General features: G+C 41.3%; 21 protein-coding genes. 11 read left to right on the forward strand and 10 right to left on the reverse strand.

What is annotated here, in order from left to right; genetic code table 11:
* Positions 1-112 precede the first annotated feature (112 nt).
* From HGR01_RS08035 to plsY, 3 genes are all read left to right on the forward strand, one after another.
* On the forward strand, positions 113-505 hold the full coding sequence (locus HGR01_RS08035) for a DUF3119 family protein (RefSeq protein WP_045869606.1): 393 nt from the start codon (positions 113-115) through the stop codon (positions 503-505).
* 174 nt (positions 506-679) lie between these two features.
* On the forward strand, positions 680-1,969 hold the full coding sequence (locus HGR01_RS08040) for a DUF3086 domain-containing protein (protein ID WP_045869605.1): 1,290 nt from the start codon (positions 680-682) through the stop codon (positions 1,967-1,969).
* Between the two features lie 109 nt (positions 1,970-2,078).
* Positions 2,079-2,756, forward strand: a complete 678-nt coding sequence (gene plsY / locus HGR01_RS08045) for a glycerol-3-phosphate 1-O-acyltransferase PlsY (protein ID WP_045869604.1) — start codon at positions 2,079-2,081, stop codon at positions 2,754-2,756.
* Between the two features lie 334 nt (positions 2,757-3,090).
* Here the strand turns inward: plsY and HGR01_RS08050 are convergent, their stop codons facing one another.
* Entirely contained in the window at positions 3,091-4,650 is a 1,560-nt protein-coding gene (locus HGR01_RS08050) for a glycosyltransferase family 39 protein (RefSeq protein WP_045869603.1), read from the reverse strand.
* Between the two features lie 1,127 nt (positions 4,651-5,777).
* Here HGR01_RS08050 and HGR01_RS08055 point away from each other — a divergent pair.
* The gene (locus HGR01_RS08055; RefSeq protein WP_045869602.1) at positions 5,778-6,977 is read left to right on the forward strand and encodes an argininosuccinate synthase; all 1,200 of its coding nucleotides are present in this window, start codon (positions 5,778-5,780) and stop codon (positions 6,975-6,977) included.
* 199 nt (positions 6,978-7,176) lie between these two features.
* On the opposite strand, the gene HGR01_RS08060 is transcribed toward HGR01_RS08055, so the two are convergent.
* The gene (locus tag HGR01_RS08060) at positions 7,177-7,806 is read right to left on the reverse strand and encodes a DedA family protein (RefSeq protein WP_045869601.1); all 630 of its coding nucleotides are present in this window, start codon (positions 7,804-7,806) and stop codon (positions 7,177-7,179) included.
* A 463-nt stretch (positions 7,807-8,269) separates the two neighbouring features.
* Here HGR01_RS08060 and HGR01_RS08065 point away from each other — a divergent pair, with 463 nt between their 5' ends.
* On the forward strand, positions 8,270-8,623 hold the full coding sequence (locus tag HGR01_RS08065; RefSeq protein WP_045869600.1) for an STAS domain-containing protein: 354 nt from the start codon (positions 8,270-8,272) through the stop codon (positions 8,621-8,623).
* A gap of 354 nt (positions 8,624-8,977) precedes the next feature.
* On the opposite strand, the gene HGR01_RS08070 is transcribed toward HGR01_RS08065, so the two are convergent.
* Together HGR01_RS08070 and rpsF are read right to left on the reverse strand one after the other, a co-directional pair.
* On the reverse strand, positions 8,978-9,544 hold the full coding sequence (locus tag HGR01_RS08070) for an Npun_F5560 family protein (RefSeq protein ID WP_045869599.1): 567 nt from the start codon (positions 9,542-9,544) through the stop codon (positions 8,978-8,980).
* A gap of 188 nt (positions 9,545-9,732) precedes the next feature.
* A complete protein-coding gene (gene rpsF, locus HGR01_RS08075) occupies positions 9,733-10,059 on the reverse strand; it encodes a 30S ribosomal protein S6 (RefSeq protein WP_045869598.1) in 327 nt (108 codons plus the stop codon).
* A 232-nt stretch (positions 10,060-10,291) separates the two neighbouring features.
* Here rpsF and HGR01_RS08080 point away from each other — a divergent pair, with 232 nt between their 5' ends.
* Entirely contained in the window at positions 10,292-11,065 is a 774-nt protein-coding gene (locus HGR01_RS08080) for a fumarylacetoacetate hydrolase family protein (RefSeq protein ID WP_045869597.1), read from the forward strand.
* Between the two features lie 3 nt (positions 11,066-11,068).
* Here the strand turns inward: HGR01_RS08080 and HGR01_RS08085 are convergent, their stop codons facing one another.
* Positions 11,069-11,548 (reverse strand): Tic20 family protein, encoded by a 480-nt coding sequence (locus tag HGR01_RS08085; protein WP_045869596.1) that lies wholly within the window; start codon positions 11,546-11,548, stop codon positions 11,069-11,071.
* Between the two features lie 81 nt (positions 11,549-11,629).
* Complete coding sequence (locus tag HGR01_RS08090; RefSeq protein WP_045869595.1) at positions 11,630-11,827, reverse strand: hypothetical protein; 198 nt, start codon at positions 11,825-11,827, stop codon at positions 11,630-11,632.
* Between the two features lie 513 nt (positions 11,828-12,340).
* Here HGR01_RS08090 and glyA point away from each other — a divergent pair.
* The 3 genes from glyA (at position 12,341) to HGR01_RS08105 (ending at position 16,199) form a co-directional block, all read left to right on the forward strand.
* On the forward strand, positions 12,341-13,624 hold the full coding sequence (gene glyA / locus HGR01_RS08095) for a serine hydroxymethyltransferase (protein WP_096622059.1): 1,284 nt from the start codon (positions 12,341-12,343) through the stop codon (positions 13,622-13,624).
* Positions 13,625-13,768: 144 nt separating this feature from the next.
* On the forward strand, positions 13,769-14,809 hold the full coding sequence (locus HGR01_RS08100; protein WP_045869593.1) for a glycosyltransferase family 4 protein: 1,041 nt from the start codon (positions 13,769-13,771) through the stop codon (positions 14,807-14,809).
* Between the two features lie 136 nt (positions 14,810-14,945).
* Positions 14,946-16,199, forward strand: a complete 1,254-nt coding sequence (locus tag HGR01_RS08105) for a competence/damage-inducible protein A (RefSeq protein ID WP_045869592.1) — start codon at positions 14,946-14,948, stop codon at positions 16,197-16,199.
* 132 nt (positions 16,200-16,331) lie between these two features.
* Here HGR01_RS08105 and HGR01_RS08110 read toward each other — a convergent pair whose 3' ends face one another.
* Positions 16,332-17,315, reverse strand: coding sequence for an alpha/beta hydrolase family protein (locus HGR01_RS08110; RefSeq protein ID WP_045869591.1), 984 nt, complete (start codon positions 17,313-17,315; stop codon positions 16,332-16,334).
* Positions 17,316-17,367: 52 nt separating this feature from the next.
* Positions 17,368-17,994 (reverse strand): class I SAM-dependent methyltransferase, encoded by a 627-nt coding sequence (locus tag HGR01_RS08115; RefSeq protein WP_045869590.1) that lies wholly within the window; start codon positions 17,992-17,994, stop codon positions 17,368-17,370.
* A gap of 93 nt (positions 17,995-18,087) precedes the next feature.
* On the opposite strand from HGR01_RS08115, the gene hemH reads away from it, so the two are divergent.
* Positions 18,088-19,251 (forward strand): ferrochelatase, encoded by a 1,164-nt coding sequence (gene hemH, locus HGR01_RS08120; protein WP_045869589.1) that lies wholly within the window; start codon positions 18,088-18,090, stop codon positions 19,249-19,251.
* Positions 19,252-19,330: 79 nt separating this feature from the next.
* Positions 19,331-20,383 (forward strand): WD40 repeat domain-containing protein, encoded by a 1,053-nt coding sequence (locus HGR01_RS08125; RefSeq protein ID WP_045869588.1) that lies wholly within the window; start codon positions 19,331-19,333, stop codon positions 20,381-20,383.
* 3 nt (positions 20,384-20,386) lie between these two features.
* On the opposite strand, the gene HGR01_RS08130 is transcribed toward HGR01_RS08125, so the two are convergent.
* Together HGR01_RS08130 and purB are read right to left on the reverse strand one after the other, a co-directional pair.
* On the reverse strand, positions 20,387-20,950 hold the full coding sequence (locus HGR01_RS08130; protein ID WP_045869587.1) for a DUF4126 domain-containing protein: 564 nt from the start codon (positions 20,948-20,950) through the stop codon (positions 20,387-20,389).
* Between the two features lie 254 nt (positions 20,951-21,204).
* The gene (gene purB / locus HGR01_RS08135) at positions 21,205-22,500 is read right to left on the reverse strand and encodes an adenylosuccinate lyase (protein ID WP_045869586.1); all 1,296 of its coding nucleotides are present in this window, start codon (positions 22,498-22,500) and stop codon (positions 21,205-21,207) included.
* Positions 22,501-22,503 lie beyond the last annotated feature (3 nt).

Below are 22,503 nucleotides of genomic sequence, written 5' to 3' on the forward strand. Positions count from 1 at the left end.
TATTGACCTTGCGGTGCTAGGCTTTTCTCTGAATATAAAATCACACCACTGGCGACAACGCTATTAACCCGCGCAACTCAGTGGCTCTAGAATCAAACATCTAATAATTAGTATGACTAGTTCATTTGCACCTAACTCTAACTCTACATCTACAGTTGAACTCAAACCTAGCTACAATATCCCTGTAGTTTTGCTAGTTGCTTCTATTCCACTGCTGCTAGTTCAACCCTTAGTAGGCGGTGTCATTGGCTTGCTGGGTTTGTTTCTCATGTTTCAAGCTGGTGTTATACGGTTGCAATTTACCGCCACTGACTTGGATTTGTACAGAGGCGACAAATTAATTAGGCGGTTTCCTTACCAAGAATGGCAAAATTGGCGGATATTTTGGCCCAGAGTTCCGATTCTGTTTTACTTTAAAGAAATTAACAGCATTCACTTTTTGCCCATTTTATTTGACCCAAACACCCTCAAAGCTTGTTTAGAACAACGCTGTCCGCGTATTTAGCGCTGAGTTCTGAGTATCAGCCTTTTCCCAATCCCCAGTCCCCAGTCCCCAGTCCCCAATCCCCAGTCCCCAATCCCCAAGTAATATAAAATTCAGACTTAGGACTTTTAACACAGGTCAATTGTATATTTCTGAAAGCTATTTATTCGCGTCATAGGAATTACACTATTATTTATGAACCCAGAGGAATCTCAAACCCCAGAATCAATTGATGAGTGGTTGGCGCAAATAGAAGAGCCGAGCAAACCAGTTGCAGAGCCGGAAGACTCATCGGTTGACTCAGAGGCCCAAACAGAAACACAAAATTTATTGGTAGACTCACAGCCCGATGACGCAATGTCAGCACCAATTTCCCAAATAGAAGTAGAAGTTGCGACAGAGCCAACAGAGGATGCAGCTGAGTTACTTATACCATTATTACCAGTGGAAACTGTGGCAGTGCGATCGCCAAGAGAGTCAGAATCCGCAGATAATTCTCTATATGCACAAGCAGCACAACAAGTTGCTGAGTTAGAAACTACCAAAGAAGCTCTGAAAGCCGAAATAGCCAATCTGCAAGCGACTTACAAAACTCTGCAAGCACAAGTTGGGGAAACTCAACAGACACTAGGAAAAATTGTGCAAGAGTCGCTCTCGCAATTAGAACAACGCAAACAAACCCTGCAAATTTCTGTTGAACAGTTAGAACGCCGTCAAGAACGCATCCGTAATGAAATGCGTACTACATTTGCGGGCGCATCCCAAGACTTAGCAATTCGCGTCCAGGGTTTTAAAGATTACCTCACAGGCAGTTTACAAGATTTAGCCGCCGCCGCCGAGCAATTGCCCCTAGTACCGCCGCCAATAATTGAACGCGAAAAGCCTGTAGTTAAAGAGGTAAAGCCTGTTGAATCTCAGCCAGGTATCCCCCAATTTGCGCCCCAGCAGTTTCAAGATACTAGCAAGCAAATTCGCCGCCTGATTGACCAATATCGCAACAAACCAGATTATTATGGCCCAGCTTGGCAACTGCGCCGCACCTTTGAACCAGTCCACGCCGAGAGAGTTGCTAACTGGTTTTTCACCCAAGGCGGTAGAGGTGCTTTGCGGACAATGGGTAGTCGCTTGCAGAATATCTTGATTTCTTCAGCGGTGATTTCTATTCTCAACACCCTCTATGGCGATCGCCTCCGTGCCCTAATATTATCTAATACACCAGAACGTCTCGGTGAATGGCGGCGCGGCTTACAAGACTGTTTAGGCATCGGTCGTCCAGACTTTGGCCCAGATAGAGGAGTGGTATTATTTGAAACCCCCGAAGCTGTAGCACAGAAAGCAGAACGACTAGTTAAAGCCAATCAAATGCCTTTAATTATCATCGATGATTCCGAAGACCAAATTAGTCTGGGGTTACTGCAATTTCCTTTATGGTTAGCCTTTGCCCCAGACCCCAAAACAATGAGAAATTATGATGATGATTTTTAATTAGTCATTTGTCATTGGTCAAGTATTATGGCTTTGGACTCTTAACTTTTAAGTACAGACGCGATTAATCGCGTCTCTACAACTTTTGACTTTTGACTTTTGAATTGTTATGGCTATTTGGTTAACTTTGTGCGGAGCGGTTTTAGTTGTAGCCTACCTACTGGGTTCTTTCCCTACAGGCTACATTGCAGTGAAGCAGTTAAAAGGTATTGATATCCGGGAAGTTGGTTCTGGTTCCACTGGCGCAACTAATGTGCTGAGAACCTTGGGTAAAGGCCCTGGGGCATTTGTGTTATTAATTGATTGCTTGAAAGGTGTATTGGCGATCGCTTTAGTTTATCAGTTATTTCACCTGGCTCCAGTTTATAACTTCATTCCCACTACGGTAGATGCTAACCTTTGGCAACCCTGGTTAGTGACTTTAGCCGGATTATCAGTAGTTCTCGGACACAGTAAATCGATTTTTTTAGGCTTTAGCGGTGGTAAATCTGTCGCCACTGGTTTAGGGACTTTGTTAGCAATCAGCTGGCAAGTAGGTTTAGCCACAGCAGGTGTATTTGCCCTTGTCTTTGCCATATCGCGCATAGTCTCCTTGGGTTCCATTACAGGTGCGATCGCAGTGACAATTTTCATGGTAATTTTCCATCAACCCTTAGCTTGCATTCTCTATGCTTTTGTGGGTGGGTTGTATGTAATTATCCGCCACCGCAGCAATATAGAACGTCTGCTTGCAGGCACAGAACCAAAAATTGGGCAGGTAACGCCAGAACCTGAACAACCTGCTTAAAACAAATAAAACAACGAGGTTGACTATTCACCTATTCATAAATTAATTGCCTAATCCTAAATTTGACTTTCCTGAGCCTAGAAAAAGAAGATAAAAGCCCCACGGATGAATCCGTGGGGCTTTTAATTTTGAATTCCCTTAAGGGTAGCGGTAGCTTAATACTTGTCGGTTGAGGGGAAAAGGGGAAGGAGAAAAGGGGCAAGAACAAACCTGTAACCCTTACCCTTTCTCCTGCACAGACGCTACGCGTAGCTTGCTTAAGCGCAGGGGTATACCTTTTTCCCAAACCCAATTAAGAATTGAAAATCCTTAACCGAGCAGTATTGAGGGGTAGCTACTTTTTAGTTAAACTTTTCAAGTTGTTAAAATTTTGGAATTTTTCTATTGTGTAGTTTTCCTTCAGATTTTCCTCCATACCTTTAGAAGGTTTATATAAAAAAACATGATTAAATTTATCGGGGATGACAGGGATTTTAGCTTTTACTAAAAGTTGCATATTTACATCAGAATCAAGAATCCAAGCTAAGGGCATAATATTACCAATTTTACTATCACTAATAACTAGTGGATGGTCTACTGCATTAATGGTACGAGCTATCGGAGTCACTGAATAACTTTGGATTTTATTCCACCATCCTTCTGATTGCGAACTCCAAACACAAGAAATTATGCCGCTAGAAATTAATATAAATATGACTCCAGACCATAACCTTTGCCGCCAAATATATTGAGAAGCAAGCTTTTTACTAATCACATAAGCAATAGCAATTTCAATTCCTAGATATGAAGGAATTAAATATCTAGACATCCCGGAACGCTGCCATTTAAAAATTATATCGGGAATCATCAAAGACAAGGCTAATACTCCTATCAGTGTTAGCAGAAATAGCCATGTTTTAGCCGCAGACTGTTTACATAAGAAATAAAGGGAATAAATCATTAAAGCAGTCGCCAGGAGAATTACAACAATCTCCATATTTCCCAATTTATTATCTATATCTAAAAACAAGCGGCTGAGATTTAGACCCCATCTATATACCAAACTATCATGACCATTTGCGGGGAAAAATATCGGTAACCTCTGAGTTGACCAATCTGTAGTTTGATTAATTGTTTTATAATTAACAACTACAACTATTAACCAGGGTATAAAAGCTATAATAGCATTTATATATGAAAGCAGAGAATAAATCAATATTTTATTAATTCTAAATCCTGCCCTCACGACAACATATAGTAAATGACTAATCAAGATAAATACACTAAATAAAAAACTGTACAAACTTGTGATTAAAGATATGGTATATATAATCCAACTCAATCTAGTATTAAGACGAATTGCTCTTAATAAACTAGCACTTGCAAACAGAATTGTGGCAATCCATAAACTATACTCTCTCGCTTCTTGAGCATATAAAACATGAAAAGGAGAAATAGCAATGAGCGATGTTGCTATTTTAGCAGTCGCATGTGAATTAAAAATTTCTATACATAACCAATACATTAAAGGAAGTGTCAATAAGCTAAATAATACAGATAAACTTCTGAATACAGCAGTAGAACTGCCAAATAATTTTATCCATATATGCAAGATTAAAAAATATAGGGGAGGATGCTGTGAATCTTCTTTGGCAAGAGATGTAATCACATCAGTAAATCCTTTTGCCGCACTGGGTTTTAAATAATCCTTCACAGTATCAGAGCTAATCGCTTGCCCATTATAGAGCTGCTGAATTAATTCTGTTTCTGTATAACCAGCACTTCTAAATGATGTATATGTCTCATCAAACCAGTAAATTTTTTTGTCCAGATTATAAAATCTAAAAAATATCCCTAAAACTAATATAAAAACAAAAAATATCTGCACAAATGGCAAGTTTTTCTTTTTAATCATAACTAGTACAAACGGCTGGTATTACTCGATAAAGCGAATCAAAGAATATAACAATTTTTCTGCTTTGGGTGACTGCTAATCAAATAGGTTAGTCAATATGTTGATTACAAAGTTATTGCATCAATTCATCAGCTATTACGCCTTTAAATCATAGAATGGTTGCTAAAATTTATTGGCTGTTAACATTTAAAAATCAACAGCAACCCAACATAAATCTAATATTTCCCAGTGCATTGAAAAATGTTATAAAAACTGAAGCATCACAAATTTACTGGGTATTCTTTTTAAATAGCCTTAATAGCTAAACTTAATTGTTTATTCTTCCTAATAAAAAACAAACTAACTGTAGGTATAAAGAAAATTAGTATCGCTCTGGGCTTGAATTTGATAAATGGATGATTCTGTTAGTTGTGATGCTTCATTGTCTAATGAAAGTAGGTAAGTTAATCAGCATTTAAGATGCATCTATCCAAAGCTGAACCGCTTACTACAAGCGACTCATCCCGGAAAAATGAATGACGATTAGCTGATCTACCTGAGAGCGATCGCATAGCTTTTTAAGCTACTGAAATTATAAGTGTATAAAAATCATTAGGCAAGTCTCAGCTTAGTAGGATGCCTTAGTGCTGAGAGTATGGCACCCTTACCAAAACTTTTCCTGTGTTACAGCTTACGGCTAACGCAAAGCCCCTCAATAACAGCCTTCTAATATAAATCTGTGGAGAATTTGTAAAATATTACATCAAGCTTTGTTGACTATTGACAGTCAACAGTTAACAGCCACAACGTAGATTTTCACAACTGAAATAGGATTGCTATATCCTCTCTAGTAATACTTCTTGTCTACATGAAAAAGCTTATTTTCAATAAATTAATGCCATAGCTTTGCTATAAATTGTGATTTGAAAAACTAAATACAGTGTTTTATGACAAATTAACTAGAGGATTTTTGTCTCACACAGAGGCGCAAAGTCGCAAAGAAGAACGTGAGACTGGAATCTAAAAGTTGCTTGCTATGTTGACAAAATTTACTAAGGTAATCCCAGGTTTTCAAATAACTTAATTTCTAGAGAAAAGATATGTGTATAATAATGACTCATTGTTTGTTTTCCTAAGTGGAGAAACTAATGGGTCGCGCCAAAAAGGTTGTCCTGGCTTATTCTGGGGGAGTTGATACTTCAGTGTGCATTCCTTACCTCAAAGAAGAGTGGGGTGTGGAAGAGGTAATTACGTTAGCAGCAGATTTAGGTCAAGGAGATGAATTAGAACCAGTTCGAGAAAAAGCTTTAAAATCGGGTGCAAGTGAATCTCTAGTAGCGGATGTTAAAGACAGTTTCGTGAAAGATTACGCGTTTGCAGCGATTCAAGCTAACGCCCTCTATGAAAATCGTTATCCTCTAGGAACTGCGCTTGCCCGTCCACTCATTGCCAAAATATTAGTAGAAACAGCTGAAAAATATGGTGCAGATGCGATCGCTCACGGTTGCACTGGTAAAGGTAACGATCAGGTACGCTTTGATGTTTCCTGTGCGGCGCTGAATCCTAATCTCAAAATCCTTGCACCCGCACGGGAATGGGGGATGAGTCGGGAGCAAACCATCGCCTATGGTGAACGCTATGGTATTCCCGCACCTGTAAAAAAATCTTCTCCATACAGTATTGATAAAAATTTGCTCGGGCGCAGCATTGAAGCTGGGGTGCTGGAAGATCCAGCATTTGAACCACCAGAAGAAATTTATGAGATGACTAAAGCGATCGCAAATACTCCCGATCAGCCTGAATATATTGAAATTGGTTTCCAACATGGGATTCCTACAACTCTCAACGGAATTGCAAAAAACCCAGTTGCGTTGATTGAACAACTCAATCAACTAGCAGGAAATCACGGTATTGGGCGGATTGATATGATCGAAAACCGCTTGGTGGGTATTAAATCTCGAGAAATCTATGAATCCCCGGCAATGGTTGTGTTAATTCAGGCACACCGAGATTTAGAAAGCTTAACTTTAACAGCAGATGTCAGCCACTACAAGCGTGGTATTGAAGAGACTTATACGCAATTAGTCTACAACGGTCTGTGGTACAGTCCCTTAAAAGCAGCCCTAGATGGGTTTATTCAAAAGACACAAGAACGAGTTTCTGGTACTGTACGGGTGAAACTGTTCAAAGGTAATGCTACCTTAGTCGGGCGCTGGAGTGACAATTCTCTTTATACCCCTGACTTAGCAACCTACGGCGCTGACGACCAATTCGATCATAAAGCGGCTGAAGGCTTTATTTACGTTTGGGGCTTACCAACCCGGATTTGGGCACAGCAAAACAAGTAAATATTAAAGTAAAAGCAATACTACAAGGGATAGCGTTTTCAACTCAAAATTAGTTAAGGGTAAAAGGTTAAGGGTTAAAGGTTTTTTTCCCTTTTCCCATTCCCCTTTTTCCCCTTAACCGACAACTATTGAAAGCAAAAAGGCAAAAGCTCAAATAAATGAGAACTTTTGCCTTTTTACTTTTCACTTTTTACTTAAACTATTCTCCTGCTGCGCGCTTGACTTGGCGAGATTCTAACCACAGGGGTATAACAATCAAGGCTACTAAAATTAGTAAGGCCGCGATCGCAAAATGGCTTACCCAAGAAACTAATTGTTCTAGAGAAACCACTTTTCCTGCGAAGAAAGCTAATGTCACCATCACACCAGCCCACGCACTAGCCCCTGCTAAGTTATATACAAAGAATTTTCCGAAAGACATATCAGCTATCCCGGCTAGTGGAGCTGCAAAAATTCTTAGTAATGCAAAAAAGCGGCCAAAAAACACAGCTTTACCTGCATTTTCACTAAATTGCGCTTTAATATTTAGCAGTTTTTCTTCAGATATGCGGAATATCTTACCCATTTGAAGTAAGAAACTCCAACCTCCGAGCCTACCAATCCAATAGCCACAAGTGCCCCCCAGCACAGCACCGGCAACGGCGTTCCCAAGCACAAACCAGTAATTAAGTTCATTACTGCCAGCTAAAAACCCACCTACAAGAGTTAAGGTTTCGCCAGGAAGGGGAATGCCCAAATTTTCTAGCAAAATTCCCAAAAATATTGCCCAATAACCATAATGGTGGGCGAATTCCTGGATGTTTTCTAGTGAAATCAACTCAAGAGACATTCCGCACCGCCGTCTTTACAATTTTTTACTTGTATTATAATCTTGGCTCCTTTCTGGCTGGCCTGTCAATCAAGCCACTTATAGGGTTTTATAGTTTCTAGTCTATCTTAACTATTAACTAAAGGTGCTTGACTATTGGTAATTAATAGGTTATTAGCATAACCGTATAGTTACTGATGGTCAGTATAATCTTTTTATAAAAAATTTATTAAAGGGCTAGCAAATATAAAAATCTTGTAAAAGATATTTAGGATACTGCCATTCTTAGGGGTTTATGCCTATATTGATGAAAGTTAAGACAAATTATACGGCATGAATACTGAAAAAACTTGTCTCAACTGCTATGCTGTCATTAACCGCAGAGTTCGGTAATACTGTCATGGTTGTTGTCAAGCGAACACAGTGTTAATGCCCGTTTTTTGTTTTTGTTTGTTATAGTGTTGCAATTTATTCAGTGAAATTCATGACTCTAAAACAGAAACTTCAAGTGGTTTTGTTCAAACCTCAAGGCAGCATTGATTTAGAGGGTGGTATAGCTTTAAGTAATGAGATGCTTCAAGTGGTACCCCAACCTCATCAACTTTGGGTGATTGATTTAGCCGCAGTGGATTTTATGGATAGTTCTGGATTGGTCTCCCTAGTAAAAGTATTAACAGCTGCGCGCCAAAGTGGATGCCGCTTAGTTCTGTGTAATGTAAAAGCACCCGTGCGATTAGTGTTAGAACTTACTCAACTAGATTCAGTATTTGAAAGTTTTGATACCTATGAAGATGTTCTGTCTCTTGTCCACGATCGCAGACTGGCTCTAGCAAGTTGAATCTCCATTTCATCGGAAAATACATGGTGAGGTCAATTAATTTTATAAATTCTTAATAATTTCTCTGGTTACTATATCCTCACCATGATTAACCATCACAAACTAGTGCTCACACAAATTTATTTAAATTTTAACTATTCCAGAGAAAATCCCTAATTAAGCGTCGATAAAAAAACCTTAAGGGCAATTGCCCTTGGGGAATCTCAATAAACTTATATTTAAAAACTTGAAGCTTTGATTATAAAAAGTCAGGGAAAGCGCAGGGGCAAACAACTCAAAATTCAAAAGTCCATTTAACCTCCGACTTTTGACTTTTGATTCTTGACCCTTGACCCATGCTCAATAGCAAATCATTTATTGGCTATTAGTTACAGGCGAAATAGAAGTTTCTTCTGATGTTGGACGGGGAAAAGTTGGCAAATCAATGCCACTATGATTAGCATTACGGCTTTTTAGTGCTAATCGATAACTAACACTTTGTAATTCTGCTTGCAATTGCCGATTTTCGCGTTGGAGTATTGCTACTTTTTCTCTCACAGGAGCCATACGCTCCTCGAATTTGCGACGATAAATTTGGGGTAACTCTTGTACTACTTGCTCCAACATCCGACTGCGATCGGTCAATTCTTGCACATTTTGCCGTAACTGATAAATTTCGGTATCACGTGCCGTAATTTGCTCTTGGTAGAATGTCACCTGTTGTTCAATAGCTTGCAATTGTTCTTGCAAAGCCTGCAACTGCTTCGTATCTTGCTCTGGCTCTGGTGGCTTTGGGGGCATAAAGCTAGTATTGCCCTTCACCAGTCGGAAGAGTTCTTGCGATAGCTGTTGCACTAATTGATCGCGAAGCTGCAACTCTTGGCGCAGTTGCGATACTTCGGTAGAGAGAGCTTGGATATTGGATGTATCAGATTGGCTCACAGCGGCTTACAGCTCCCATTCAAAAAAATATGCGCTTTTAGGTAGAACTGCGGTCATACTTGCTCAAGCAAGTACTTGTTAATTTAGCATTACTAGCTAAGTTAGTCAGAAAAAAAAGCACATTTTTTTTGAGTTTTGTGTTACCCATTTTTAAGTGCTGAGAAGGTAAATCTCAGCACTTAACCTGCTTAAGCGCTTACAGCCACTTGAGCCGCTTTTTCCTCGTGAACATCCTGTTTAATAGTCAGGTAGCGAATTACTTCTTCGCTTAAGCGCATAGCCCTTTCTACAGGGGCGATCGCAGTTCCCGGGCCAGTATAGTTGAATTGAATGTAAATGCCATCCCGCTGCTTTTTAATTTCATAAGCTAGACGACGCTTGCCACGATTTTGAATTTGGATATCTTCTGCACCGTGTTCTTTGAGCAAGTTCTGATATTTAGTAATCGCTTGCTCTACTTGTTCGTCTCCTAAGTCAGGACGCAGGATGAACATTGTTTCATAAACTATGGACATGGTTTTTAGTCTCCTTATGGACAAAAAGGCTGCTACTGCTAATTTATACATGAACCTGCAGAAACAAGCTCAGTACTAATCAACATCTGAAGCAACAAGGAACTATAATCTTACCAGTTTTCAAATTGAATCTAGAGCCAAATTAGCCAAAGTTTTGAATCTCTTAGCTAACTAATGCTTGCTCTTGAGATCACAGCTTGTAATTGCATCCAAAAGGACATTAATCAAGGTTATGGCGCAACGCTATGTGCGAGTTCAAAATCAGGAAGGACAGATTTATTATGGGTTGTTACAACTCTCCCTAAATGTCCAGGTGCTAGACGCTCCGCCTTGGCTACAGGGACAACCTACGGATTTAATCTTGGAACCAGAAGAATATCAAATTCTGGCTCCTTGTGCTCCCTCAAAAATTGTTGCGGTGGGTAAGAATTATGCCGATCATGCTGCAGAAATGGGAACTCCTGTACCAAGTGAGCCACTCCTCTTTCTCAAGCCGCCCACATCAATTATTGCCTCTGAGACGGAAATCAAATATCCAGTGCTATCACAAAGAGTAGACTATGAAGGCGAATTGGCATTGATCATTGGCGATCGCACCAGTGAATGTACCCCAGAAGAGGCCCAAACTAAAATTTGGGGTTACACCATTGCCAATGATGTCACAGCCAGAGATTTGCAAAAAAAAGATGGACAATGGACGAGAGCCAAAGGTTTTGACACCTTTTGCCCCTTGGGCCCCTGGATTGTCCGAGAATTAAACCCAGGAGCGAGATTGCAGACTTTTTTAAACGACAATGTGAATCCAGTACAATCTAGCTGTATTGATCAAATGGTATTTCCACCAGATTTTTTAGTGTCTTATATCAGCCAAGTGATGACACTAATGCCCGGCGATGTAGTCCTTACAGGTACACCAGAGGGTGTGGGAGCTTTGCAACTAGGCGATCGCGTCCGTGTGGAAATTGAAGGCATTGGTCGCCTAGAAAACATCATTGTCTCTCGTTAATCGCTAACGTACTTGCATATAAACAGCATCCGAAACTGCGGGAATTTCTGCGTAGCGTCCCATCAAAGACTGGGCAACAGAATATACCACTGCTGCCACTAGACCAAGAAAGATTGTGCTAGCTACTGTTTGCACCGCAAAAGCTATCCCAGGGAGTGCAATCACCCGCAAAACTATACTGCCAAGAAACACAATAATGTCTAACAGAATTGCCTGCATAGTGTTGTAACGGATGAAATGATTTATTTTTTCATTTCTCACTACCAAAAAGAATAAGGCAAAGAAGACAATTAGTTGACCAAATTGTCCTAAACTACCATAAATGAGAACAACAGGCTGAAGAGGCACAAGTAGCACTTGCAGCGCCGGAAATTCTCTAAATAAAGACACATAACCAAACATTAGCCCATCAATTAAGGGCAGCAAATAAGGTAAGCAAGCAAAAATCCGGTCGGAAACCGTTGTAGACCCGCGCCAAGCCATTTTGCGTTCTCCTGTGCCAAAAAATCAACAGTTACTTGAGCCTAGGATAACGCAGTTACCTGCTCATGCTAGCAAATCTAATTATTCTATATTGGCAATGCGGAAACCCATCATACATTCATACTGTTCAGGCTGCTGTGCAGTGAGTTTGCTGACCTGGTGACCGCAACGCAGTTGACCTTGACTCCAACGGGGTTGACCACTCCTATCAGCTAATAAACAAGACTGGCAAACCTTCCCAGGAGCCAGGATTTGATCTTCCATTAAAATGACTAGCATCTCATCCCTCCTGTAAATCCTCACTGTGACCCAACATTTTACTGAGGAAAGGATCGGCCTTTCAGACGCTCAAGCCTTAGAATTACCAAATATTCCAGCTTTGCTCAGTCTAGACTGTGGGAAAAGTGGATTGTGATTCACATGGGCAATGAACGCCTAAAATTAACCTTTCAGGCTTTTCTGGGCAAAAATGTCAGCCAGAGCAACTCAAACACGATTGTCCAGTAGCCTCTAAATTTATTGTATGTTGTCTATATTTTGAGAGGGGCTTTTTTAGTTAAAAGTAATACAGGGGGTGGGGATTGGGTAATGGGTAATGGGTAATGGGAAAAAGCTGAAGAGTAGAGAACGAATAATCGATGCCCAATGCCCCATGCCCCATGCCCAATAATTTATTTTCAAAAGCCATTGAACTATAGCCTTTGAAATATGTAATCTTGACTGTGGACTGTTGCTAAAATGTGACACTCAGGCAAAATACACAGTTGGGCAAATCCCCTAAGGATAGCGGAAGTGACTAAGACAAACTCAGACATTCTTAACTCTAGCGATCCGGCGATCGCAGAGCTACTTAATCAAGAACTACAGCGTCAACGCGACCATTTAGAGTTGATTGCTAGTGAGAACTTTACCTCTGCAGCTGTACTAGCGGCTCAAGGTTCTGTACTAACAAATAAATATGCTGAAGGACTGCCTGGTAAACGCTACTATGGCGGTTGTGAATTTGTCGATAAAGTTGAGCAGCTAGCAATTGACCGTGCGAAAAAGCTTTTTGGTGCGGCTCATGCCAATGTTCAACCCCATTCCGGCGCACAAGCAAATTTTGCGGTGTTTTTAACACTGTTAGAACCAGGCGACACAATCATGGGCATGGATTTGTCTCATGGGGGACATCTGACCCACGGTTCACCCGTGAATGTGTCTGGTAAGTGGTTCAAAGTGAAGCACTACGGCGTTAGCCAGCAAACAGAACAACTCGACTATGACCAAATTCGTGAGCTGGCGCTGAGGGAGCGTCCTAAGCTACTAATTTGCGGTTATTCGGCTTATCCTCGCATTATTGATTTTGAAAGATTCCGCAGTATCGCCGATGAAGTTGGTGCTTACCTACTAGCTGATATTGCTCATATTGCTGGTTTAGTCGCCACTGGTCTGCATCCTAACCCAATTCCTCACTGCCATGTAGTGACTACAACCACCCATAAAACTCTACGCGGCCCTCGCGGTGGTTTGATTTTAACAGGCGACGCAGAATTGGGTAAAAAGCTGGATAAATCAGTTTTCCCCGGAACTCAAGGCGGGCCTTTAGAACATGTAATTGCGGCGAAAGCTGTGGCTTTTGGCGAAGCACTCAAGCCAGAATTTCAAACCTATTCTGCCCAAGTGATTGAGAATGCCCGTGCTTTGGCAAGTCAACTACAAAATCGTGGGTTAAAGATAGTATCCGATGGTACAGATAACCATCTCATGTTAGTAGATTTACGGTCTATTGGTATGACAGGTAAGCAAGCGGATCAGTTAGTGAGTGGTGTAAATATTACCGCTAACAAAAACACAGTTCCCTTCGATCCGCAATCACCATTTGTCACCAGTGGTCTGAGATTAGGTTCACCAGCCATGACCACCAGGGGCTTAGGTGTGGCAGAATTTACCGAGATAGGTAATATTATTGCCGATCGCCTATTATCTCCAGAATCAGAGGAAGTTGCAGCTGATTGTCGGCGCAGGGTAGCAGCATTATGCGATCGCTTCCCCCTCTACTCTCATCTAGAGATTCCTGTACCAGCTTTGGCATAGGGCATAGCGCATGGGGCATGGGGCATAGGGCATCGAGAATTTGTGATTTATTCTCCTCTCATCCTCCTCATCCCCATTACCAATTACCGATTACCCATTACCAATTCCTCAATCCCTAGACAATTTACTTATTGAAAATTACAGATGCCTCCTGAGATTTATCATCTGATTTCCTTCCTAGTTGCGGCTGTAGTCGTTCTTTGGACAACACCAGATATTAGGAAAATAGGTATAAAAAGTGGACGTGTAGATCAACCTGGTGAGCGAAAAGTTCATCAGCGCCCGATGGTACGCTTGGGAGGAGTTTCTATTTTCGCAGGGACTATTACCTCTCTACTCATTGTCTGGTGGTTAGGTGGATTTGGCAGCCTACCACCAGACAAAGAATGGCAAATTTGGGGTGTAACTTTAGGTGGTCTCGGCTTTTTCCTGATTGGGTTAGCTGACGATTTGCTGAACTTGTCACCCTTGTCGCGTCTGCTGATGCAAGTAATTGTGGCATCTGGTGCGTGGAAAGCAGGGGTAAGTATAGATTTCGTAACTATTCCCACAATGGGGATTGTCAATCTAGACTGGCTGAGTTTACCAATTACAGTGATTTGGCTAGTGGGTATGGTCAATGCCATTAATTGGATTGACGGTTTAGATGGATTAGCTGCGGGAGTCAGTGGAATTGCGGCTGTGGTGATGCTAGTTGTAGCACTATTTATGCACCAACCAGCCGCCGCCCTCATTGCCGCCGCCCTTGCAGGTGCAGCACTAGGATTTCTCCGCTACAATTTCAACCCCGCTCAAATCTTTATGGGAGATGGCGGGGCTTATTTTATGGGATTCACCCTAGCTTCTGTAGGTGTAATTGGTCTGGTCAAAATTCCTGCTTTCACAGCCGTATTATTGCCTTACTTGATTCTTGCTGTGCCGATTGTCGATATGTCAGCAGTAATTTTAGCGCGGCTAAGACGCGGTAAATCTCCGTTTACAGCCGATAAAAGCCATCTACACCATCGATTACTTAAAGCAGGTTTATCTCATCGCTGGACGGTTTTATTTATTTATTCTCTAACCCTATGGGTGGGCAGTTTAGCATTAGCTATTGCGGGGATACCCAGTGGTATTGCTTACGCCTGTGCTGGTACTTCGTTGCTGAGTTTTGCAGTTTGGCGAGTTTGGAAAATATCTCGATAAAATCAGGTATTTTAAATGTGTTAATTAAGTTTTTAGTAAGGAATTTAATTTTTACCTTGAAGCGTTAAAGCCCTGACTGAAAAAATATCAATAAACACTAACTAAATATTTACGAATAATCTAAATCTAAAATCCTATGAGTGCAGAAATTATTTGTGTTGGTACAGAAATGTTGCTGGGAGATATTCTCAACAGCAATGCCCAATTTCTAGCGAAACAATTAGCTCAACTAGGTATTCCCCATTATTATCAAACAGTAGTAGGAGATAACCCAGAACGGCTAAAACAAGTTATAGAAATTGCGATTTCTAGAGCGCAAATTTTGATTTTTACAGGTGGTCTTGGCCCCACACCAGATGACCTCACCTGTGAAACCATTGCTGATTTTTTTGGCGTTCCCTTGGTAGAACGTCCTGAAATCATTGAAGATATGGCTGAGAAATTTGCCCAGCGCGGTCGGGTGATGACTCCTAGTAACCGCAAACAAGCTTTGATTCCTGAAGGTGCAGACATTTTACCGAATCCTACGGGAACAGCACCAGGTATTATTTGGCAACCCCGACCCAATGTCACTATTTTGACTTTTCCTGGTGTACCCTCCGAAATGTATCGGATGTGGGAAGAAACCGCAGTACCCTATCTCAAAAGCCAAGGCTGGAGCAAAGAAATTATTTACAGCCGGAGTTTGAGGTTCTGGGGAATTGGTGAATCTGCTTTAGCGGAAAAAGTCCCTTCCTATTTTAATTTGCTGAACCCGACAGTTGCCCCTTATGCAGGTAACGGAGAAGTGCGGTTAAGAATTTCTGCTAAAGCCCCTTCTGAAGCAGCAGCAGAGGATTTAATCGTCCCGGTTGAGAAACAAATTAAAGAAATTGCTGGCTTAGATTTTTACGGTGTTGATCATGAAACTCTAGCTTCAGTAGTTGGTAAGTTGTTGCTACAGTCAGGTGAAACCTTATCGGTGGCAGAATCCTGCACAGGTGGCGGACTGGGGCAAATGCTGACGGAAATTTCTGGTAGTTCAGAATACTTTTGGGGTGGGGTAATTTCTTATGACAACTCTGTGAAAGTAGGACTACTGGGAGTTAACCCAGATGATTTAGCTAAAATGGGTGCTGTTAGTGCTACTGTTGCAGAGCAAATGGCAGTTGGGGTAAAAACTCGCCTTTCTACTACTTGGGGATTGAGTATCACTGGTATTGCAGGCCCTACTGGCGGGACAGATAACAAGCCTGTGGGTTTGGTTTACGTAGGTTTAGCAGGGCCTAAAGATGAAGTAGCTAGTTTTGAATATCGATTTGGACAAACGCGGACTCGTCCTTTTATTCGCCATGTCAGTGCTTGTACAGCGTTGGATGTACTGCGACGTAAGTTATTGACGAGGGAGTAGTAATAGTATTTCTGTATATTGATTTACTCTTGCTCAATAATAAATTTCATTGATAATTGCGGCAAACTCCATCTCTTTATAGATGGAGTGATTAATAAATCAGGCAGAAATAAGGAAAATTTAGTTTAACAGCTATTTTCTCTCAAATAATGCTATTAAAGGGTTATGAGATATTAAATATTGATTGAGATTATCGAGGGCTATTTGTTGATAAGAAACATGAGCATCAATGAATAAACCAATTGTTTCTGCTATCAAATTTCGCAGTTGCTCTTCAGGTTGAGTTGCTGGAAAATCTAACAAAGGTATAGCAGTGCTGGAATCAAAGGGATAGGCAATAGAAAAATGGTTGGCACCCTCTAAAAGAAGTAAATAATTATCTCCTCTATGACTAGAGATTGCTTCTTTGAAAGTTCTAACTATTGGAGTTGTTGGATCTTCCCAATTAACTCCATAACGATGGCTGCTTTGAAAAATTACGCCATCACAAGTGCCGCCAATTAACATTAGTGGTACAGCATTAGGCAAGGGTAAGATTGTGCCGGATGGATATCCTATCTGTACACCTGCTGCGGTATGAGCACCATAGGCAAAAGCCGCTACCACTTGGGGAAAAAACTGTGGATTTGCACTTTCGATTGCAACTCTACCCCCAGCAGAATGACCTCCTAAAATAATATGCTGTAAATCAAGTAATCCAGCTAGGACACCCTCTGATTGTAAACGCTCTAATTCGGCTAGTAATGTTGATAAAGCTGAGGCTGTTGGCCCTGAACCATAGGTGTTTGGAGTCAACATTTTAATATCAACACCTGGGGTTAAAGACACCATTCCCGGTAAATTTTGGGCAACCCATGAAAATGTCACAACTACAAGCCCACGTTCCGCCAATTTAACAGCAAGCCATTGATACATTTCAGGGACACAGTTGATGCCGTTAAAAAAAATCACTACTTTAAAGGGAGCCAGTTGAGAATCAGCAGGAACAATATCCATATCTTGTTCCTGATTACTACCTGACATTTGACCTGGATAGAAAACTTTCAAGTGAATGGTGTCATATGGGGGGAAAGCATCTTCAACTTTGGTAGCGTGGAAAAATGCTCGAACGCTCATACCCTAAAAATTTGAGTTATTTCGGTTTAGTTAATTTTAGCGAAATATGATCTCATGGTTTTTTAGCTTGAATTACTTGTAAACTTCCACCTGCATATAAAGTTGTTTTACTAACTTCAAAGCCAATTTCTGTTAACAATTTTGGTAAATCTGTCTTGATTAATTGCCAGGCTGTTTCTGTCTCAAACAATAGCAAAAACAGTGATACCCCAGGCCAAAATATGGGATTGGTGGGAGCGTGAAAATCTACCAATGTAAACACACCCCCTGGTTTCAAAACTCGATAAACCTCACTAATAATTTGTCGCAATTGCTGAGGTTCCATTTCGTGTAATGCCACACTTGTATGCACTACATCAAATTCACCATCTGCAAAGGGCATATTTTCTGCAAATGCTTCCACATAGGAGGCGCTAGGTACATTTTGCCTCGCCCGCTTCAAAGATAAGGGAGATGCATCCAGCCCCGTTACGTTTTGTGAAAGTTTCACTAAAAATTGTGTAGCTTGGCCACTACCGCAACATAAATCTAAACTCTTGCTGTCTGAGGAAATGGTTAAGCCTTGCAAAGCTAGTTGCCGAAACCGACTTTCACCGCCTACACTTAACGCCGCTAAACCAGATATGCCGTCATATAACCACTGATAACGATAACTCCAGTCTCTTAAAATTGTTGCCATGACATTATTGAGTCCTATTAACCTTTATATTTAATAAAGATATATTGTTAACATTAGTAAAAAAACTGAAAGGGTTAGGGGAAAGTAACTGCTATGGGTCGTGTAGGCGTTTTATTACTCAATCTCGGTGGGCCAGATAAGTTAGAAGATGTTGGGCCATTTTTGTTTAACCTGTTTTCTGATCCAGAAATTATTCGCCTACCATTTCGTTGGTTGCAAAAACCCCTAGCTTGGTTTATTGCTTCACGACGTACAAAAACATCACAAGAAAACTACAAGCACATTGGTGGTGGTTCGCCACTGCGACGCATTACAGAAGCGCAAGGAGAAGCGCTAAGAGAACAATTGAGAGAGTTAGGGCAAGAAGCCAAGATATATTTAGGAATGCGCTATTGGCATCCCTATACTGAAGAAGCGATCGCTCAACTAGCTCAAGATCAGATTGAACAGTTGGTTATCTTACCCCTATACCCACAATTTTCTATTAGTACCAGTGGTTCTAGCTTCCGACTCCTAGAAAAACTCTGGCAAGAAAATCCCAAAATTCAACCTCTGGAATACACTGTTATTCCTTCTTGGTATAAACGACAGGGCTATCTGCAAGCAATGGCAGAACTCATCGCCCAAGAACTCGATCAATATCCTAATCCTAATGATGTTCATATCTTCTTCAGCGCTCATGGCGTACCGAAAAGCTACGTTGAAGAAGCAGGTGATCCCTATCAGCAAGAAATTGAGGAATGTACTGTTCTGATTATGCGTACCCTCAATCGTCCTAATGCTCATACCTTAGCGTATCAAAGTCGTGTTGGCCCTGTAGAGTGGCTGCAACCCTACACTGAAGATGCGCTGAAAGAATTAGGAGAAAAAGGTGTTAAAGATTTAGTTGTCGTACCTATCAGTTTTGTCTCAGAACATATTGAGACATTGCAGGAAATTGATATTGAGTATCGCGAAATAGCTGAAGAGGCTGGAATTAACAACTTCCGGCGTGTACCTGCTCCTAATACCCATCCAGTTTTTATTAAAGCATTAGCAGATTTGGTGATTGATTCGCTAAAGCAGCCTAGCTTGAAGCTATCACAAGTCACCCAAATGAAGAAGAAGGTGAAAATGTATCCCCAAGAGCGTTGGGAATGGGGGATTACCACCAGCGCCGAAGTCTGGAATGGTCGAATTGCCATGCTTGGCTTTATTGCTCTGATTATTGAGCTAGTCACTGGTCGGGGATTGCTGCACATGATTGGCTTGTTGTAACTTCTACGCAGACTAACAACGGAACAGAGTGTTATTGAAAGAGTCGAGTCATTTATCAAGCTTGAGGTGCAAACCTAAAATGACTCTCAACCAAATTCCTGGGAAAGCACTCACAATATGGATTCTTATTTTAGTAACTACTGCTGTTTCCGGTTGCACTGCATTTAGTTCCAGAACTCAGGACTTAACTACCCAATCTGCGCCAAATAGTCAACCACTCCGCAAGCTCTCAACAGAGTCAGATTCGGGTTATTCGGTTGCTTATTCTCCAGAAGTATCTAGGGCGAAAAATCCTGTAGGTGCTGTTGTTGCTAGTGCTGGTGCTAAAACCGTTAAACTTTGGAATCCCAGCACGGGAAAACTCATCCGTACATTTAACGGACAGGCTTGGGCTGTTGAATTTAGCCCAGATGGTCAGATTCTTGCTAGTGGTAGTCAAAATGGAAATCTTAATCTCTGGAATGTTAGTACTGGGGAACTTACCCGTACTCTCAAGCATTCAGAACCTGTAATTGATGTAGCCTTTAGTCCCGATGGGCAGACACTAGCTAGTGGTCTTGACCAGGGCGCTAATATTAGGCTGTGGAACTGGCGCACTGGCAAAATTATTCCCATCCCTGAGGACTCGAACGCTTCTGCAAAGGGATTTGATAATTTCAAATCTGTACCTATAGCTTTTAGCCCAGATGGTCAGGAATTGTTTGCTCGAAGTGGTTCAGGTAGTACTAGTCAGTTGTGGAATATCAGTACTGGTAAAGTTATCCGCAGTTGTGATGCTAAATCATTGATTAATGATGTCGCTATCAGCCCAGATGGAAAAACCTTGGCTACTGGCGTTCGTGACAAAGCTATTAAGTTGTGGGATGTTAATTCTGGCAAACTCATCTACACTTTGACAGGTCATACAGCTGAAGTGAGATCCGTTGCTTTCAGTCCAGATGGAAAAAGTCTTGCTAGTGGTAGTCAAGACGGTACCATCAAGCTATGGAATATTAGCACAGGCAAACTGATCGGTACTTTAACTACCCAAAAAGAACAAGTTTGGTCTGTCGCTTTCAATCCTGATGGCAAAACTCTTGCTAGTGCCAGTCAGGATGGCATTATTAATATTTGGCAGTTATTACCAAAATAACCCTTAATACCTTGCTTCTGAACGTTGACGGCGATATTGCCAATACCAGTCATACCATTGCTTGGCGCTATGAATTGCAAACCAGAGCAGGGCAAAAGTAATTAATCCTCCAGGCCAAGGAGCATTAAAGGCAAATAGTACTAAAGCAACGCATAAAAAATCTTGTAGAAAGACTGCCCACAACGGTAAGCCACGCAAGCGATAAAACCAACCGACTTGCACCAGTTGAAATACCAAAGCCAACAAACCGCCAATACAAGCCATTAGCCAATTTGGGGCAGTTGTTGTGGAAGATACTGCTAACCCCATAATTGCGCCCACAATGGGGGACAATAATAACTCAAATATTTGTAGTACTCTCTGCCCCAAACGCTTTTTAGAAGCAAATAGCTCGAGCAAAGACCAAATGCTAAAGAAGCCTAGCAACACTGATGGCGAAATGTGAGCCAAAAGCGGAACTTTTGACCACAATTGACCTCCGTGCAACAATCCGATAATCAGTAAGGGTATACCAATTCTGATTCCTGCAGCCGCCGAAGCAGAAAGTGTGGCTAGGATATCAATCATTAGTGCATTCAAAGTACTACTAAATAGCTTGATAGTTATTAATTATACTTGTGAAAAAATTAATCAACAGTTAGAGATTAAATAATCTCAGTATACGGATTATATAATATTTTACAAAAAATTTATCCGTTTTGGGGACTGGGGGCAGGGGGCAGGGGAGATGAGGGAGATGAGGGAGATGAGGGAGACAATGCCAAATGAACAATAAACACCCAATTACCCATGCCCTATGCCCCATGCCCTATGCCCAATTCTTAAATCCCTAACCGTTGATAAACCTGTTCTAAATGACGCAGGTGTTGTTGGGGGTCAAAACAAAACTCAATTTCTGCTGGCGATAATTTTTGAGTTACACGTGGGTCTTTAGTAATTAAATCGTGGAAATTGCCTTCTGGTTTGTTCCAAGCTGTGTGGGCATTTTCTTGCACGATCGCATAGGCTTCTTCGCGGTTGGTTCCTTTTTCTACTAAAGCTAGTAGCACTTTTTGGCTAAATACTACACCTCCATAGCAGTTGAGATTGCGTTGCATATTCTCGGGATATACCAAGAGGTTAGTTACCAAATCGGTGATTTCTTTAATCATAAAGTGGGTCAAAATGCAAGCATCTGGCAAAATTACCCGTTCTACAGAACTGTGCGAAATATCTCGTTCATGCCAGAGGGCGATATCTTCTAAAGCAGCACCCGCATGACTTCTGACTAGTCTAGCCATCCCTGTTAGCCGTTCGGAACGGATGGGATTACGTTTGTGCGGCATAGCTGATGAACCTTTTTGCCCTTTGGCGAAAAATTCTTCAACTTCGAGAACATCTGTTTTTTGCAGATTACGAATTTCGACAGCAAAGCGTTCAATAGATGCGGCAACTAAAGCTAATTGCTGCACATAATCAGCGTGGATATCGCGGGAAATGACTTGTGTAGAAGCAGTATCAGGTTTCAGTCCCAGTTTTTGACAAGCGATCGCTTCTACACGTGGTTCAATATTGGCATAGGTTCCTACTGCACCAGAAATTTTACCCACAGCAATTGTTTTGCGGAGAGTTTGCAATCTTTCTTGGTGTCGCAATACTTCTGCTAACCACCCAGCTAACTTAAATCCAAAGGTGATGGGTTCAGCATGAATGCCATGAGAACGCCCAATCATCACAGTATTGCGATGTTCTTTTGCCTTTTTACGAATCGCCTGAATTAAATCTTCCAGGCGCTGTAAAATCACATCCAAACTTGCTATCAATTGCAATGCTAAAGCTGTATCTAGCACATCAGAACTAGTTAAACCCAGGTGAATATAACGCCCAGCATCACCAACATATTCATTGACATTTGTTAAAAAGGCGATGACATCGTGGCGGACTTCAGCTTCAATTTCTAGCACCCGCTTTGGGTCAAAATTCGCCTTTGCTTTAATCTCTTCAACTGCCTGAGATGGGATGTAACCAAGTTCAGCCTGTGCCTCACAAACAGCAATTTCTACTTGCAACCAAGTTTTTAGTTTATAGGCTTCACTCCAAATATTACCCATTTCGGGCAAAGTATAACGCTCAATCACAGT

It is taken from the genome of Tolypothrix sp. PCC 7712, assembly GCF_025860405.1.
Taxonomy (GTDB): domain Bacteria; phylum Cyanobacteriota; class Cyanobacteriia; order Cyanobacteriales; family Nostocaceae; genus Aulosira; species Aulosira diplosiphon.

Excerpts from the sequence above, each read along its gene's own strand:
- HGR01_RS08035 (WP_045869606.1), top strand. The coding sequence starts at position 113 with ATGACTAGTTCATTTGCACCTAACTCTAACTCTACATCTACAGTTGAA.
- HGR01_RS08040 (WP_045869605.1), top strand. The coding sequence starts at position 680 with ATGAACCCAGAGGAATCTCAAACCCCAGAATCAATTGATGAGTGGTTG.
- plsY (WP_045869604.1), top strand. The coding sequence starts at position 2,079 with ATGGCTATTTGGTTAACTTTGTGCGGAGCGGTTTTAGTTGTAGCCTAC.
- HGR01_RS08050 (WP_045869603.1), bottom strand. The coding sequence starts at position 4,650 with ATGATTAAAAAGAAAAACTTGCCATTTGTGCAGATATTTTTTGTTTTT.
- HGR01_RS08055 (WP_045869602.1), top strand. The coding sequence starts at position 5,778 with ATGGGTCGCGCCAAAAAGGTTGTCCTGGCTTATTCTGGGGGAGTTGAT.
- HGR01_RS08060 (WP_045869601.1), bottom strand. The coding sequence starts at position 7,806 with ATGTCTCTTGAGTTGATTTCACTAGAAAACATCCAGGAATTCGCCCAC.
- HGR01_RS08065 (WP_045869600.1), top strand. The coding sequence starts at position 8,270 with ATGACTCTAAAACAGAAACTTCAAGTGGTTTTGTTCAAACCTCAAGGC.
- rpsF (WP_045869598.1), bottom strand. The coding sequence starts at position 10,059 with ATGTCCATAGTTTATGAAACAATGTTCATCCTGCGTCCTGACTTAGGA.
- HGR01_RS08080 (WP_045869597.1), top strand. The coding sequence starts at position 10,292 with ATGGCGCAACGCTATGTGCGAGTTCAAAATCAGGAAGGACAGATTTAT.
- HGR01_RS08085 (WP_045869596.1), bottom strand. The coding sequence starts at position 11,548 with ATGGCTTGGCGCGGGTCTACAACGGTTTCCGACCGGATTTTTGCTTGC.
- HGR01_RS08090 (WP_045869595.1), bottom strand. The coding sequence starts at position 11,827 with ATGCTAGTCATTTTAATGGAAGATCAAATCCTGGCTCCTGGGAAGGTT.
- HGR01_RS08100 (WP_045869593.1), top strand. The coding sequence starts at position 13,769 with ATGCCTCCTGAGATTTATCATCTGATTTCCTTCCTAGTTGCGGCTGTA.
- HGR01_RS08105 (WP_045869592.1), top strand. The coding sequence starts at position 14,946 with ATGAGTGCAGAAATTATTTGTGTTGGTACAGAAATGTTGCTGGGAGAT.
- HGR01_RS08110 (WP_045869591.1), bottom strand. The coding sequence starts at position 17,315 with ATGAGCGTTCGAGCATTTTTCCACGCTACCAAAGTTGAAGATGCTTTC.
- HGR01_RS08115 (WP_045869590.1), bottom strand. The coding sequence starts at position 17,994 with ATGGCAACAATTTTAAGAGACTGGAGTTATCGTTATCAGTGGTTATAT.
- hemH (WP_045869589.1), top strand. The coding sequence starts at position 18,088 with ATGGGTCGTGTAGGCGTTTTATTACTCAATCTCGGTGGGCCAGATAAG.
- HGR01_RS08125 (WP_045869588.1), top strand. The coding sequence starts at position 19,331 with ATGACTCTCAACCAAATTCCTGGGAAAGCACTCACAATATGGATTCTT.
- HGR01_RS08130 (WP_045869587.1), bottom strand. The coding sequence starts at position 20,950 with ATGATTGATATCCTAGCCACACTTTCTGCTTCGGCGGCTGCAGGAATC.